Genomic DNA, 14,245 nt, shown 5'->3' with positions numbered 1-14,245 from the left:
TGGAGGCCGCCGTGGCCGTTTACCGCCTCGGGGACGCCGAGCCCCGCATCGACCCGCTCGCCTGGGTCGCCGAGAGCGCCAGCGTCATCGGCCGTGTCGCACTCGCCGCCGGGGCCAGCGTCTGGTACGGAGCGGTGCTGCGCGGCGACAATGACTGGATCAGCGTCGGCCGCGACAGCAATGTGCAGGACGGCAGCGTGCTGCACACCGACGCCGGCATCGCGCTCGAGATCGGCGAGCGTGTGACCGTCGGCCACAAGGTCGTGCTGCACGGCTGCAGCATCGGCTGCGGCTCGCTCATCGGCATGGGCGCCGTGATCCTCAACGGCGCGCGCATCGGCAAGGGCTGCATCGTCGGTGCCGGCGCGCTCGTCACCGAAGGCAAGGTCTTCGAAGACGGCACGCTGATCGTCGGCGCGCCTGCCAAGGCGGTGCGCACGCTGACACCCGAACAATCCGCGCGGCTGGGCCTCGGTGCCGCGCATTACGTCGTCAACGCGGCTCGCCACCGCGATCACCTGGAGCGAATCGGCTGATGTCCGAACTGACCAAGTTCCTGTTCGAAGGATTACCGGTGCGCGGCATGCTCGTGCGCCTGGGAGACGGCTGGCGCGAGATGCTCGCCCGGCGCCAGGCCGCCGGCGGCTACCCGCGCCCGGTGCGCGAGCTGCTCGGCGAGATGAGCGCCGCGGCGGCGCTGATGCAGGCCAACATCAAGTTCAACGGCGCGCTCGTGCTGCAGATCTCGGGCGACGGGCCGGTGAAGCTGGCGGTGGCCGAGGTCCAGCCCGACCTGTCGTTCCGCGCCACCGCGACGCTGGTCGGCGAGGTGCCCGACGACGCGCGCCTGGAGGCGCTGGTCAACGTGCAAGGCCAGGGCCGCTGCGTCATCACGCTGGACCCCAAGGACCGGCTGCCCGGGCAGCAGCCCTACCAGGGCATCGTGCCGCTGCACGGCGACCAGCGCGAGCCGCTGCAGAAGGTCTCCGAAGTGCTGGAGCACTACATGCTGCAGTCCGAGCAGCTCGACACCCGGCTCGTGCTGGCGGCCGACGACAGCGTCGCCGCCGGGCTGCTGATCCAGCGCCTGCCGGTCGAGGGCGAGCTCAACCTCCAGGGCAAGCGCAACGAGGACGACATCGGCCAGAGCGAGGCCTTCGAGCGCATCTCGATGCTGGCCGCGACGCTGACGCGCGACGAGCTGCTGTCGCTGTCCAGCGAGGAGATCCTGCACCGCCTGTTCTGGGAGGAGACGCTGCGCGTGTTCGAGCCCCAGCAGCCGCGTTTCGCCTGCACCTGCTCGGCCGAGCGCGTGCGCACGATGCTCAAGACGCTGGGCCGCGAGGAGAGCGACTCGCTGATCGCCGAGCGCGGCAGCGTCGAGGTCGGCTGCCAGTTCTGCGGCCAGGAGTACCGCTTCGACGCCGTCGACGTCGGCGAGCTGTTCACGCCGCAGCGCGACCAGCCGCCGTCGTCCAGCGCGATGCAGTGATCAGGCGCGGCGCGCCGCCTGCGCCGCGTGTTCGCACTGCGGGTCGTCGCAGTGTTCGCAGCGCCAGGGGCGGTCGGCAGCGTCGCGGCCGGCCAGGCGCGTGAACAGGCCGCTGCGGGGCGCGGTGCGGCAGCGCAGCAGCGGGGCGATCGCGTCGAGTGCGTTCTCGACCCGCTCCTGGCCCCCGCCGCTGACCAGCGCCCAGGGCAGGGCGTGCGCGGCGAGCAGCTCGCGCAGCAGCGCGTCGACCGGCGCGCGCACCTGCGGGCCGTCGCGCTGCAGGCCGTCGGCGACCCATTCGATGTCCAGCGCCGTCAGCAGCGTCAGCGCGCAGCGGCGCTGCCAGTCAGCGGCCTGGGTGTCGAGCGAGCCGTCGTCGAACAGCAGCCGGCTGTAGACCGCGGTCATCAGCGCCGTGGTGTCGGCGACGACGACATCGGCCATGCGCGCGGCGGCTTCGATCGCCTCTTGTTGCGCGGCGGCGATGGCCGGCTGCTCGTGCGGCTGCGGCGTGCGCCCGTGCTGCTCGCACCACAGCCGCAGCTGTTCGGGTACCCAGCAGCAGGCCAGGCCGGTCTCGGCAGCGATGCGCTGCGCCAGCGCCTGCGCGAGCACGGTCTTGCCGGTGCTTTCGGCGCCGACGATGGCCACGACCAGCGCCTCAGCGGCCATGGCCTTCATCCACCAGCCGCAGCCAGGCGCGCCAGCCGAAGGCGGCCATCACCGCGAACACCGCGTACAGCAGCACCGTCAGCCACAGGCCCTTGAGCCCGAACAGCACGATGCTGACCAGGTTGACCGCCACCCACACCGGCCAGTTCTCGACCAGCTTGCGGCCGAGCAGGAACTGGCCGGCGATGCTGCCGACGGTGGGCAGCGCGTCCATCCAGGGCACGTCGCTGTCGGTCGCGTGGTCCAGCAGCAGCGCCAGCGCCGGCCACGCCAGCGCGGTGGCGGCCAGGGCGCGCCAGCGTGCCGCCGGCGCCAGCCGGTGCACGGCCAGCGCGCGGCCGTCCTCGCCGCGGCCGCGCAGCCACTGCCACCAGCCCCAGAAGGCGACGGCGATGAAGAAGATCTGCAGCGCCGCTTCGCCGTAGAGCCGGCTGTCGGCGAACAGCAGCGCGTAGAGCAGCGAACTCGCGATCGCCAGCGGCCAGGCCAGCGGGTTGACGCGCAGGTTGCACAGCACCATCCAGACGCCGAGCGCGAAGGCGACGAGTTCCAGCCAGGTCACCGGGCTGCCAAGCAGCGTGAAGGCCACGCGCAGCAGCGGCTGCGCTGGTTCTAGGACCGCATCGAGCACGTCGTTTCGGGACTCAGTGTCGAGGCGTGAGCTGCACGAAGACCTCGTCGGGCTTGACCATGCCGAGTTCGGCGCGAGCCTTCTCCTCGACCATCTCCAGCCCTTCCTTCAGGTCGCTGACCTCGGCCTCGAGGCGCGCGTTGCGTTCGCGCGCCTCGTCGTTGGCCGCCTGCTGGGCGGCCAGCTGGGTGCGCAGGGTCATCGTGTAGGGAATGCTCGAGCGGCCGAACCAGAGGTCGGCCTGCACCGCGACGAGCAGCCCCGCGAGCACGAATGCGACCCAGCGCAACGCCGACTACCGCAGGTTGTAGAAGGCGCTGCGGCCCGGGTAGCTGGCGATGTCGCCCAGGTCTTCCTCGATGCGCAGCAGCTGGTTGTACTTGGCGATGCGGTCGCTGCGCGACATCGAGCCGGTCTTGATCTGGCCGGCGTTGGTGCCGACGGCGATGTCGGCGATCGTCGAGTCCTCGGTCTCGCCCGAACGGTGGCTGATGACGGCGGTGTAGCCCGCGCGCTTGGCCATCTCGATGGCGGCGAAGGTTTCGCTCAGCGTGCCGATCTGGTTGATCTTGATGAGGATGGAGTTGGCGATGCCCTTGCGGATGCCTTCCTCGAGGATCTTGGTGTTGGTCACGAACAAGTCGTCACCGACCAGCTGCAGCTTGCTGCCCAGGCGCTCGGTCAGCAGCTTCCAGCCGTCCCAGTCGCCTTCGTGCATGCCGTCTTCGATGCTGATGATCGGGTACTTGTCGGCCCAGGTCGCGAGCATGTCGGTCCACTCGCCGGCCGACAGCACCAGGCCTTCGCCGGCCAGGTGGTACTTGCCGTCCTTGTAGAACTCGCTGGCGGCGCAGTCCAGGCCGAGTGCGATCTGCTCGCCCGGGGTGTAGCCGGCCTTGTCGATGGCTTCGAGGATCAGCTGGATCGCGGCCTCGTGGTTGGCGACGTTGGGCGCGAAACCGCCTTCGTCGCCGACCGAGGTCGGCATGCCCTTGGCGTCGATGATCTTCTTCAGCGCGTGGAAGACCTCGGCGCCGTAGCGGATCGCTTCGCGGAAGCTGGGCGCGCCGATCGGCAGGATCATGAACTCCTGCAGGTCGAGGTTGTTGTTGGCGTGCGCGCCGCCGTTGATGACGTTCATCATCGGCACCGGCAGGCTCATGCGGCCCATGCCGCCGAAGTAGCGGTACAGCGGCAGGCCCGATTCCTCGGCCGCGGCGCGCGCCACCGCCATGCTGACGGCCAGCGTCGCGTTCGCGCCCAGGCGGCCCTTGTTCTCGGTGCCGTCGAGGTCGATCAGGGTCTTGTCCAGGAAGGCCTGCTCGCTGGCGTCCAGGCCGAGCACGGCTTCGCTGATCTCGGTGTTGACGTGTTCGACGGCGCGCAGCACGCCCTTGCCGCCGTAGCGGCTCTTGTCGCCGTCGCGCAGCTCGATCGCTTCGCGGCTGCCGGTGGAAGCGCCCGAGGGCACGGCCGCACGGCCCATCGTGCCGCTTTCCAGCAGCACGTCGCATTCGACGGTGGGGTTGCCGCGGCTGTCGAGGATCTCTCGGCCGACGATGTCGACGATCGCACTCATGGGGTCTGCCTTTCTCTCAATGGATGTTCTGGTCCGTCAGACGGGGGCGGAGGCGCCTTCTACGAGCACCATGTTGAAGTAGTCCGTGGCGCCCTGACGGTGTTCCCGCGCGGCACGATACATCTCGCCATCGTAGAAGGCCTTGGCCTGTTCGTAGCTGGGAAAGCGCAGCATCGCCACGCGCGCCGGGCTCCAGTCGCCCTCCAGCGTCTCGTGGCGGCCGCCGCGCACCAGATATTCGCCGCCGGCGGCCTTCACCGCGGCCGGCGCCTGGGCCATGTACTGCTTGTAGCGTTCGGGGTCGCTGATCTTCATCTCGACCAGCAGGTAGGCGGCAGGCATCGCGGTCTTTAGCAGCTGAAGTCGTTCTCGAGCAGCGGCTGCTGCTTGACGACACGGTCGATGGCGACGAGCTGTTCGAGCAGCGCCTTCATGTGTTTCAGCGGCACCGCGTTCGGGCCGTCGGACATCGCGTTCGCCGGATCGGGGTGCGTCTCCATGAAGAGGCCCGCGACGCCGACGCCGACCGCCGCGCGCGACAGCACCGGCACGAACTCGCGCTGGCCGCCCGAACTGGTGCCCTGGCCGCCCGGCAGCTGCACGCTGTGCGTGGCGTCGAAGACGACCGGCGCGCCGGTCTCGCGCATGATCGCCAGGCTGCGCATGTCGGAGACGAGGTTGTTGTAGCCGAAGCTCGCGCCGCGTTCGCAGACCGTGAACACGTCGTCGGCCAGGCCGTTCTCCCGCGCCGCGGCGCGGGCCTTGTCGACGACGTTCTTCATGTCGTGCGGCGCCAGGAACTGGCCCTTCTTGATGTTCACCGGCTTGCCGCACTGGGCGACGGCGCGGATGAAATCGGTCTGGCGGCACAGGAAGGCCGGCGTCTGCAGCATGTCGACCGCGGCCGCCACCAGCGGCACCTCGGCCTCGGTGTGCACGTCGGTCAGCACCGGCACGCCGATCTCGCGCCGCACCTTGGCCAGGATCTCCAGCCCGCGCTCCATGCCGGGGCCGCGGAAGGACGTGCCGCTGGAGCGGTTGGCCTTGTCGTAGCTCGACTTGAAGATGAACGGGATGCCGAGCGCGGCCGTGATCTCCTTCAAGCGCCCGGCGACGTCCATCTGCAGCTGTTCGCTTTCGACGACGCAGGGGCCCGAGATCAGGAAGAAGGGACGGTCTATTCCGACCTCGAAACCGCAGAGCTTCATGCGACGGCCTTTTGGGGTGCGGGTTCGGCGCGGCGCGCCTGGTGTTCGAGCGCGGCCTTGACGTAGCTGGAGAACAGCGGATGCCCGCCCCAGGGCGTGCTCTTGAACTCGGGGTGGAACTGCACGCCCATGAACCACGGGTGCTGGGCCTGCGGCAGCTCGACGATCTCGGTGAGCTGCTCGCGCTGCGTCAGCGCGCTGATCACGAGGCCGGCGGCCTGCAGCTGGTCGAGGTAGTTGACGTTGGCTTCGTAGCGGTGGCGGTGGCGCTCGGTGACGACCGGGCCGTAGATCTGCCAGGCCAGCGTGCCGGGCTTGACGTCGGAGCTTTGTGCGCCCAGGCGCATCGTGCCGCCGAGGTCGGAGCTGGCGTTGCGCTTCTGGATCGAGCCGTCGCGGTCCTGCCATTCCTCGATCAGTGCGATCACCGGATGCGGGGTCTGCGCTTCGAACTCGGTGCTGTTGGCGTCGGCCAGGCCGGCGACGTGGCGCGCGTATTCGATCGTCGCGACCTGCATGCCCAGGCAGATGCCGAGGTAGGGCACGCCGTGCTCGCGCGCGAACTTGGCCGCCAGGATCTTGCCTTCGATGCCGCGCTTGCCGAAGCCGCCCGGCACCAGGATCGCGTCGTACTTCGCCAGTTCGGCGACGCTGTCTTCGTCCAGCGTCTCGGCGTCGACGTACTCGATGTCGACCTTGGCGTGGTTGTGGATGCCGGCGTGGCGCAGCGCTTCGTTCAGCGACTTGTAGGAGTCCGACAGGTCGGTGTACTTGCCGCACATCGCGATCCTGACGTGCGCCTGCGGGTGCTCGACCTCGCTCACCAGCATGTCCCAGCGGCGCAGGTCGGCGGGCTTGGTCAGCAGCTGCAGCTTCATGCAGATCAGCTCGTCCAGGCCCTGCTCGTGCAGCACGCGCGGCACCTTGTAGATGGTGTCGACGTCGGGCATCGAGATCACGCCGTGGTGCGGCACGTTCGTGAACAGGCTGATCTTCTCGCGCTCGTCGTCGGGGATGCGGCGGTCGGCGCGGCACAGCAGCGCGTCGGGCTGGATGCCGATCTCGCGCAGCTTCTGCACCGTGTGCTGGGTCGGCTTGGTCTTCAGCTCGCCGGCGGCGGCGATCCAGGGCACGTAGGTCAGGTGCACGAAGGCGGTGTTCGCCGGGCCGAGCTTCAGGCTCAGCTGGCGCACGGCCTCGAGGAAGGGCAGCGACTCGATGTCGCCGACGGTGCCGCCGATCTCGACGATCGCGACCTCGACCTCGACCGCGCCGCGGCGCACGTAGTCCTGGATCTCGTTGGTGACGTGCGGGATCACCTGCACCGTCTTGCCGAGATAGTCGCCGCGGCGTTCCTTCTCGAGCACGCTCTTGTAGATCTGGCCGGCGGTGAAGTTGTTCGTGCGCTTCATCCGCGTGGTGATGAAGCGTTCGTAGTGGCCGAGATCCAGGTCGGTCTCGGCGCCGTCGTCGGTGACGAACACCTCACCGTGCTGGAACGGGCTCATCGTGCCCGGATCGACGTTGAGGTACGGGTCCAGCTTGATGAGGGTGACCTTCAGACCCCGCGATTCGAGGATCGCCGCCAGGGACGCCGCAGCGATTCCCTTGCCGAGGGAGGACACCACGCCGCCGGTGACGAAGACGAACTTGGTCATGTCGCGTGGGGCAGCTACGCGCAAGCGTGTGCCCGGGTGGTAAAGCGTGATTATAGGCGGGCGCCCCCACGGGCCCGGGGCGCGCCGGCGCGCCACTCGGGCGAGTCGGGCGGCACAGCGGCGGTGCTAGACTCCGCCCCGCTTGCATCAGGTGCCCTTCCGCACGGCAGGTGTCGGAAGGGTTGAACGGGAAGCCGGTGCGCGGCGTGTCCTCCAGAGGATCACGCGGCAAAACCGGCGCTGCCCCCGCAACGGTCGGCGAGGTGCGGTCAGCATTGCAGCCACTGGTCCTGCTACGGACTGGGAAGGCGCTGACGGCTTCGGTCTTCGCATCGACGCGAAGACCGGCACTCGCGAGCCCGGATACCGGCCCGATGCCAGGGATGCCAGCGTCGCGGTGGGCGGCGCGCACGAGTCCCGAGGCCCCCAGTCCGTTCGCGACCCGGGCCGAGGTGCGCTCAGCGCGTGGTCCGGCCGACGGCGATGGCTGCTTCATCACCGTCCGCACGGGGTGTGCGGCTGGAGGCCATCTTGTTCGTTCCCCCTATCGACCGCCGCACCGTCGTCGCGGTCGCCTGTGCCATCGTCGCGGCGTCCGCCGCGGCGCAATCCGCCGAAACCATCGTCATCACCGGCTCGCGCGAGCCGATGTCGGTCTCGCGACTGGCGGCCGACGTCGTCGTCATCGACTCCGACACGCTGCGCAACTCGGCCGCCACCTCGCTCGCCGACGTGCTGCGCGAGCAGGCCGGCGTGCAGATCTCGCGCAACGGCGGCCCCGGCGCCGCGACCTCGGTGATGATCCGCGGCGCCACCGGCAGCCAGACCGTCGTGCTCGTCGACGGCGTGCGCATCGGCTCGGCGACGCTCGCCGACCCGTCGGTCGCGGCGCTGCCGCTGGCCCAGATCGAACGCGTCGAGGTGCTGCGCGGCCCCGGCTCCAGCCTGTACGGCGCCGACGCCGTCGGCGGCGTCGTCAACATCATCACCCGCCGTGCCGACACCGGCGTGCGTTTCGACGCCGCCGCCGCCTTCGGCAGCCGCGGCGCGCGCGAGCTGTCGGCCGGCGCCAGCACCACGCTGGGCGCCTGGGACATCGCCGCCTCGCTGGCCCAGGAACACGATGACGGCGACAGCTCGCTGCGTCCGGGCGCCCCGTTCAGCAACTACAACCCCGACGACGACGGCTACACGCGCGACAGCGGCCAACTGCGCATCGGCTACGCGCCCGCGCCGGGCCATCGCATCGGCCTGGCGCTGCTGCGCTCGCGGCTGGAGACCCAGGTCGACAGCGCCGCCAGCGGCGTCGCGCCCGACTTCCGCGACAAGCTCGACGTCGACGCCACTGCGCTGGACTGGCGCGGCACGCTGGCCGCCGGGCTGGTGGCCACGGTGCGCGTGGACCGCAGCGTCGACGACATGCGCAGCAAGACCTTCGGCCCGCAACGCTTCAAGACCACGCGCGACCATGCGCTGGCGCAGCTGGCCTGGCAGACCGCCGCCGGCCAGTTTGTCGCCGCCGTCGAGCGCCTGGATGAAGACGCCAGGACCAACGACTACCGGGGCGAGCGCGACACCGACATCGGCGTGCTGTCCTGGACGGGCACGGCCGGCCGCTTCTCCTGGCAGGCCGACCTGCGCCGCGACGACAGCTCCGACTACGGCGGCGAGACCACCGGCCGCCTGGGCGGCAGCTTCGCGCTGACGCCGCAGTGGCGGCTGCGTGCGCTCGCCGGCAACAGCTTCCGCGCGCCCTCGTTCAACGACCTGCTGTACCCGTACTACGGCGTCGACACCATCAAGCCCGAGCGCGGCCGCAGCCTCGAGTTCGGTCTCGAATGGGCCGACGGCGGTGACCGCGCCGGGCTGACGGTGTTCCGCAACCGCGTGAAGAACCTGATCAATTACCAGCCGGACCGCAGCTTCTGCCCGCCGGACCCGGGTTTCGACTATGGCTGCGCCGGCAACACCTCGCGTGCCCGTCTCCAGGGCGCGACGCTGTCCGGCGCCAAGGCGCTGGGCGACTGGGCGCTGCGCGCCCAGGTCGACTTCCTCGACGCCAAGAACAGCGACACCGGCGCGCGCCTGCCGCGGCGCGCGGCGCACCAGGAGACGCTGGGTGTCGACTGGCACCACGCCGACTGGAGCGCCGGCGCCAGCGTGCTGCGTGTCGGGGCCCGCCCCGACAGCCGCGCGCTCGACGCCGAAACCACGCTGGACCTGAAGGCCGGCTGGCGTTTCGCCAAGGGCTGGATGCTGGAGAGCCGGCTGCTCAACGCGACCGACGAGGACATCGAGCCGGCCGCCTACTACCGCGGCCCGGGCCGGCAGTTCTGGCTCGGCCTGCGTTACGAAGGCGGCGTCTGACGCCGCCACCGGCAGGAGGCCCGCGATGCACGAGCTGATCCTCGGTGGCGCCCGCAGCGGCAAGTCGCGCTGCGCGGAGCTGCGTGCCGCGCACTGGCTGGCGCTGCCCGGCCACAGCGCGGTGCTGATCGCCACCGCCGAGGCCGGCGACGACGAGATGCACGAGCGCATCGCGCGCCACCGCGCCGACCGGGCCGTGCGCGTGCCGGGCCTGGCCACGCGCGAAGAGCCGCGTGCGCTGGCCGCAGCGCTGCAGGCCGAATCGGCGCCGGGGCGGCTGGTCGTCGTCGACTGCCTGACGCTGTGGCTCACCGGGCTGCTGATGCCGATGCACGGCGCGCCCGCAGACGCCTCGGCCGAGAGCGAGGCGCTGCTCGCGGCACTGGCCGCGGCGCGCGGCCCGGTGATCTTCGTCTCCAACGAAATCGGCCTGGGCGTGATGCCGATGTCGCGCCAGGCGCGGCATTTCGTCGACGAACTCGGCCGGTTGCACCAGCGCATCGGCGCCGCCTGCGCGCGTGTGACGCTGATGGTCGCCGGGCTCGAACTGCCGCTGAAGGGGGCGCGTTGATCGCCGCGCTGCGCCGCCTGCTGCTGGCCGCCGTGTTCGTGGGCGGCGGCGTGGCGCTGGCCGCCGAGCCGCTGCACGACGACCGCGGCGTCGCCTGGCGCGGCGCGCCGCCGCAGCGCATCGTCAGCCTGCTGCCTTCGCTGACCGAAACCGTCTGCGCGCTCGGCGCCTGCGAGCGCCTGGTCGGCGTCGACCGCTATTCCGACTGGCCGGTGCAGGTGAACGCGCTGCCGCGCCTGGGCGGGCTCGACGACGCCAGCATCGAACGTGTCGTCGCGCTGCGCCCGGACGTCGTGCTGGCGGCGCGCTCGGCGCGTGTCGCCGACCGTTTCGAGGCGCTCGGGCTGAAGGTGCTGGTGTTCGACAGCGACAGCCACGCCGACGTGCGCCGTTCGCTCGACGCGATCGCGCGCCTGATCGGCGAGCCGCAGCGCTCGGCCCAGGTCTGGGCGGCGATCCAGCGCGACGAAGCCGCGGCCGTGGCGCGTGTGCCGGCGCGGCTGCGCGGCAAGACGGTCTACTTCGAGGTCGAGTCGGCGCCCTATGCCGCCGGCGCCACCTCCTTCATCGGCGAAACGCTGACGCGCCTGGGCATGGCCAACGTCGTGCCGCCCGAACTGGGGCCGTTCCCGCGCCTGAACCCCGAATACCTGGTGCGCCGCTCGCCCGACGTCGTGATGGCCGTCGAGCGCGAGGCGGCGCAGATGCCGGCACGTCCCGGCTGGACGAGCATGCGCGCGCTGAAGACCGGCCAGGTCTGCGCCTTCAGCCCTGAGCGCTACCTGCTGCTGATCCGCCCCGGCCCGCGCATGGGCGAAGCCGCACTCGCGCTCGCCGACTGCCTGGCGGCGCGACACCGACGCCGGCGTGCCGATGGAGCTGATCGTCGGCCAGATCCGCGCCCCGCGCACCCTCGGCGCGCTGCTGGTCGGCGCGCTGCTGGGTTTGGCCGGCGCGATCGCACAGGGGCTGTTCCGCAACCCGCTCGCCGACCCCTATCTGCTGGGCACCGGCTCGGGCGCGTCGCTGGCCGTGGTGCTGGTGCTGGCGGCCAGCGCCGCCGGCGGCCACGCGCTGGCGCTGGCCAACGTCGAGTGGCTGGCGCGCATCGGTCTGGTCGTTGCCGCCTTCGTCGGCGCGCTCGCCGGCGTCTCGCTGACCCTGGTGCTGGCGCGCGGCGCGCAGGAGCCGCTGCGGCTGCTGCTGTCGGGTGTCGTCGTCGGCGTCGTGCTCGGCGCCGCCAGCGACCTGATCACGACCTGGTCGCCCGACGCGATGCGCGGCAAGCAGAGCTTCATGCTCGGCTCCACCGGTTTCCTGGGCTGGCAGAGCGTGGCGCTGCTGGCCGCCGGCCTGGCGCTGGCGCTGCCGCCGGCCTGGCGCCTGGCGCGTGCGCTGGACGCACTCGGCCTGGGCGAAGAAAGCGCCGCCAGTCTCGGCCTGGCGCTGCCGCGGCTGCGGCTGCTGCTGGTCGTGCTGCTGGCGCTGTGCACGGCGTTGGCGGTGTCGCAGGCCGGGCTCGTCGGTTTCGTCGGCCTCGTCTCGCCGCACCTGGTGCGGCGCTTCGCGCCGGCGCCGCAGCGGTTCATGCTGCCGGCCAGCGCCGCCGCTGGCGGTGTGCTGATGCTGGGCGCCGACGTGCTGGCGCGCGGCCTGATCGCGCCCCAGGAGCTGCCGGTCGGCGTGCTGACCGCCGTGCTCGGCGGCGGCTACCTGCTGTGGCTGCTGCACAAGCGGGGGCTGCGGTGAACCTGATCGCGGTCGACGTCGGTGCCCGTCTGGGCGCACGCGAAGTGCTCTCGGGTGTCAGCTGCGTGCTCGACACCGGCTGGACGACCATCGTCGGCCCCAATGGCGCCGGCAAGTCGACGCTGCTGCGGGTGCTCGCCGGCCTGCTGCCTTACCAGCGCGGCACCGTCGAACTCGACGGCCGCCGCCTGGCCGACTGGGTGCCGCGCGAGCGTGCGATGCGCCTGGCCTGGCTGGCGCAGGGCGGCGAGGCCAGCGGCGACCTGAACGTGCGCGACACCGTGATGCTGGGCCGCATGCCGCACCTGGGGTTGCTGGGCACGGCCGGCGCGCGCGACGAAGCCGCGGTCGACGCGGCGATGGACGCCACCGAATGCCGCGACTGGCAGTACCGCCGGCTGCAGCAGCTCTCCGGCGGCGAACGCCAGCGTGTGCTGCTGGCGCGTGCGCTCGCGACCGAAGCGCCGGTGCTGCTGCTGGACGAACCGACGACGCACCTGGACGCGCCGCACCAGGTGGCGCTGGCCCGGCTGTTCCGCCGCCTCGGGCGCACGCACACGGTGGTCAGCGTGCTGCATGATCTGCCGTTGGCGCTGCACGCCGACCGGCTGCTGGTGCTGTGCGGCGGGCGTGTGCTCGCGCACGGCGCCCATGACGACCCGGTCGTGCACGCCGCGCTCGTGCACGCCTTCGGCGGCGCGGTGCGTATCGACCGCAGCGGCGCCCGGCCGATGGCGCTGCCCGACCTGGGAACCTGATTCGAGATGGACAAGAAGGCTAGGGCGCTGATCGTCTGGGGTACGACGAGCGGCGCCGGCAAGAGCTGGCTCGCGACCGCGCTGTGCCGCTGGGCTGCACGCCGCGGCGTCGACGTCGCGCCGTTCAAGGCGCAGAACATGAGCAACAACGCACGCGTCGTGCCGGCGCTGGACGGCGGCTGGGGCGAGATCGGCGCGGCGCAGTATTTCCAGGCCCTGGCCTGCGGGCTGGCGCCGACGGTGGAACACAACCCGGTGCTGCTCAAACCCGAGCGCGACACCGCCAGCCAGGTGCTGCTGCACGGGCGTGTCGAGCCGGGGCTGTCGCGCGCCGGCTGGCGCGAACGCAGCGCCCTGCTCGCCGCCGCCGCGCGCGACAGCCTGGAGCGGCTGCAGCGTCGCCACGAGCTGCTGATCATCGAAGGCGCCGGCTCGCCGGCCGAGACCAACCTGGCCGCGCACGACTACGTCAACCTGCAGACCGCGCGCTGGGCCGACGCACGCGCGCTGCTCGTCACCGACATCGACCGCGGCGGCGCCTTCGCCCACCTCTACGGCACCTGGGCGCTGCTGCCCGAGGACCTGCGGCCGCAGCTCGCGGGCTTCGTGCTGAACCGCTTCCGCGGCGACGCCTCGCTGCTGGCGCCGGCGCCGCAGCAGCTGCAGCAGCGCACCGGCGTGGCGACGCTGGCGGTGGTGCCGATGTGGCGCGACCACGGCCTGCCCGAGGAGGACGGCCTGCTCGACGAGGCGCCGCTGGGCCGCGGCCCGGCACGCCGGCGCGTGGCCATCGTCGCCTACCCGCACATCAGCAACCTCGACGAGTTCCAGCCGTTGGCTCGCATCGACGGCCTGCGCCTGCACTGGGTGCGCGACGCCGCCCAGCTCGAAGGCGCCGACTGCATCATCCTGCCCGGTTCCAAGCAGGTGAGCGGCGACCTGGCCTGGATGCGCGCGCGCGGTTTCGACAGCGCGATCCAGCGCCACGCCGCCGCCGGCGGCCCGGTGCTGGGCGTCTGCGGCGGGCTGCAGATGCTGGGCCAGACGCTGGCCGACCCCGAGGGCCACGACGGCGAAGCCGGCTTCTCGGCCGCCGGGCTGGGGCTGCTGCCGCTGGCCACCGGCTTCGTCGCCGACAAACACGTTCAGCCGGCGCGCGTGCGTTTCGGTGCCGCCGACGGCGCCTGGGGCGCGCTCGCCGGTGTCGAAGCCGCGGGTTACGAGATCCACTGCGGCCGCAGCGTCGCGCTGTCCGAGGCCGCGCGAGCGGTGCTGCACGACCCCGAGGGCCTGGCCATCGGCTGGCAGCGCGGCAGCGTGCTCGGCGTCTACGCGCACGGGCTGTTCGAGTCGCCGAACGTGCTGCGTGCGCTCTACGGCGACACCGTGCCGACGCTGCAGAGCGTGTTCGAAGGCCTGGCCGACCACATCGAGGACGCGTTCGTGCCGGGTGCGCTCGAACGCCTGCTGCTCGCCTGAAAACACCGTCCCGGGTGCACCCGGGACGAGGCGCCGGCATCGCGGGACGGCCGGCGTCGCATCACCCGAGTCCTGCGACAC

13 protein-coding genes, 2 pseudogenes and 1 riboswitch are annotated in these 14,245 nt (G+C 71.6%); of the genes and pseudogenes, 8 read left to right on the top strand and 7 right to left on the bottom strand.

All coding sequences use genetic code 11. The features are described 5' to 3' along the window. Positions 1 to 11 precede the first annotated feature (11 nt). Both CKO43_RS01525 and hslO read left to right on the top strand, forming a co-directional pair. Positions 12 to 536 carry a gamma carbonic anhydrase family protein gene (locus tag CKO43_RS01525; RefSeq protein ID WP_200226728.1) on the top strand — a complete coding sequence of 175 codons (525 nt, stop codon included), beginning with the start codon at positions 12 to 14 and terminating at the stop codon, positions 534 to 536. Next, positions 536 to 1,492, top strand: a complete 957-nt coding sequence (gene hslO, locus CKO43_RS01520; RefSeq protein WP_200226727.1) for an Hsp33 family molecular chaperone HslO — start codon at positions 536 to 538, stop codon at positions 1,490 to 1,492. Before CKO43_RS01525 ends, hslO begins: the two co-directional genes overlap by 1 nt. On the opposite strand, the gene CKO43_RS01515 is transcribed toward hslO, so the two are convergent. From CKO43_RS01515 to CKO43_RS01485, 7 genes are read right to left on the bottom strand one after another with little or no spacing between them, the layout of a single operon-like run. Further along, positions 1,493 to 2,164 (bottom strand): AAA family ATPase, encoded by a 672-nt coding sequence (locus tag CKO43_RS01515; protein ID WP_200377663.1) that lies wholly within the window; start codon positions 2,162 to 2,164, stop codon positions 1,493 to 1,495. It abuts the gene before it with no gap. Beyond that, a complete protein-coding gene (gene pnuC / locus CKO43_RS01510) occupies positions 2,154 to 2,795 on the bottom strand; it encodes a nicotinamide riboside transporter PnuC (protein ID WP_200226725.1) in 642 nt (213 codons plus the stop codon). The genes CKO43_RS01515 and pnuC overlap by 11 nt, the downstream gene beginning before the upstream one ends. Before the next feature lie 13 nt (positions 2,796 to 2,808). After that, positions 2,809 to 3,084, bottom strand: coding sequence for a cell division protein FtsB (gene ftsB / locus CKO43_RS01505; RefSeq protein WP_200226724.1), 276 nt, complete (start codon positions 3,082 to 3,084; stop codon positions 2,809 to 2,811). Between the two features lie 6 nt (positions 3,085 to 3,090). Beyond that, a complete protein-coding gene (eno, locus tag CKO43_RS01500; protein ID WP_200377662.1) occupies positions 3,091 to 4,374 on the bottom strand; it encodes a phosphopyruvate hydratase in 1,284 nt (427 codons plus the stop codon). A 36-nt stretch (positions 4,375 to 4,410) separates the two neighbouring features. Beyond that, positions 4,411 to 4,716: a DUF1330 domain-containing protein gene (locus CKO43_RS01495; RefSeq protein WP_200226722.1), complete on the bottom strand. Its 306-nt coding sequence runs from the start codon at positions 4,714 to 4,716 to the stop codon at positions 4,411 to 4,413. An 8-nt stretch (positions 4,717 to 4,724) separates the two neighbouring features. Then, positions 4,725 to 5,582: a 3-deoxy-8-phosphooctulonate synthase gene (gene kdsA, locus CKO43_RS01490; RefSeq protein ID WP_200377661.1), complete on the bottom strand. Its 858-nt coding sequence runs from the start codon at positions 5,580 to 5,582 to the stop codon at positions 4,725 to 4,727. Further along, complete coding sequence (locus CKO43_RS01485) at positions 5,579 to 7,240, bottom strand: CTP synthase (protein ID WP_200226720.1); 1,662 nt, start codon at positions 7,238 to 7,240, stop codon at positions 5,579 to 5,581. Before CKO43_RS01485 ends, kdsA begins: the two co-directional genes overlap by 4 nt. Before the next feature lie 132 nt (positions 7,241 to 7,372). Continuing rightward, positions 7,373 to 7,629, top strand: a riboswitch (cobalamin riboswitch). 142 nt (positions 7,630 to 7,771) lie between these two features. Between CKO43_RS01485 and CKO43_RS01480 the strand changes: the two genes are divergently transcribed. The 6 genes and pseudogenes from CKO43_RS01480 (at position 7,772) to CKO43_RS01455 (ending at position 14,164) form a co-directional block, all read left to right on the top strand. Beyond that, the gene (locus CKO43_RS01480; RefSeq protein WP_200377660.1) at positions 7,772 to 9,607 is read left to right on the top strand and encodes a TonB-dependent receptor domain-containing protein; all 1,836 of its coding nucleotides are present in this window, start codon (positions 7,772 to 7,774) and stop codon (positions 9,605 to 9,607) included. 25 nt (positions 9,608 to 9,632) lie between these two features. Next, complete coding sequence (gene cobU / locus CKO43_RS01475; RefSeq protein WP_200226718.1) at positions 9,633 to 10,178, top strand: bifunctional adenosylcobinamide kinase/adenosylcobinamide-phosphate guanylyltransferase; 546 nt, start codon at positions 9,633 to 9,635, stop codon at positions 10,176 to 10,178. Between the two features lie 32 nt (positions 10,179 to 10,210). Beyond that, positions 10,211 to 10,879: pseudogene (locus CKO43_RS01470) on the top strand (ABC transporter substrate-binding protein); the annotation flags it as partial. A 151-nt stretch (positions 10,880 to 11,030) separates the two neighbouring features. Continuing rightward, positions 11,031 to 11,927, top strand: a pseudogene (locus tag CKO43_RS01465) (FecCD family ABC transporter permease); the annotation flags it as partial. Continuing rightward, positions 11,924 to 12,685: an ATP-binding cassette domain-containing protein gene (locus CKO43_RS01460; RefSeq protein WP_200226715.1), complete on the top strand. Its 762-nt coding sequence runs from the start codon at positions 11,924 to 11,926 to the stop codon at positions 12,683 to 12,685. The pseudogene CKO43_RS01465 and the gene CKO43_RS01460, both read left to right, overlap by 4 nt. A 6-nt stretch (positions 12,686 to 12,691) precedes the next feature. After that, on the top strand, positions 12,692 to 14,164 hold the full coding sequence (locus tag CKO43_RS01455; RefSeq protein WP_200377659.1) for a cobyric acid synthase: 1,473 nt from the start codon (positions 12,692 to 12,694) through the stop codon (positions 14,162 to 14,164). Positions 14,165 to 14,245 lie beyond the last annotated feature (81 nt).

Origin of the sequence: Rubrivivax gelatinosus, from assembly GCF_016583785.1 — a bacterium.
GTDB classification, from domain to species: domain Bacteria; phylum Pseudomonadota; class Gammaproteobacteria; order Burkholderiales; family Burkholderiaceae_C; genus Rubrivivax; species Rubrivivax gelatinosus_B.
The sequence above is the reverse complement of the archived record's forward strand: the minus strand, read 5'-3'. Positions and strand labels throughout refer to the sequence as shown.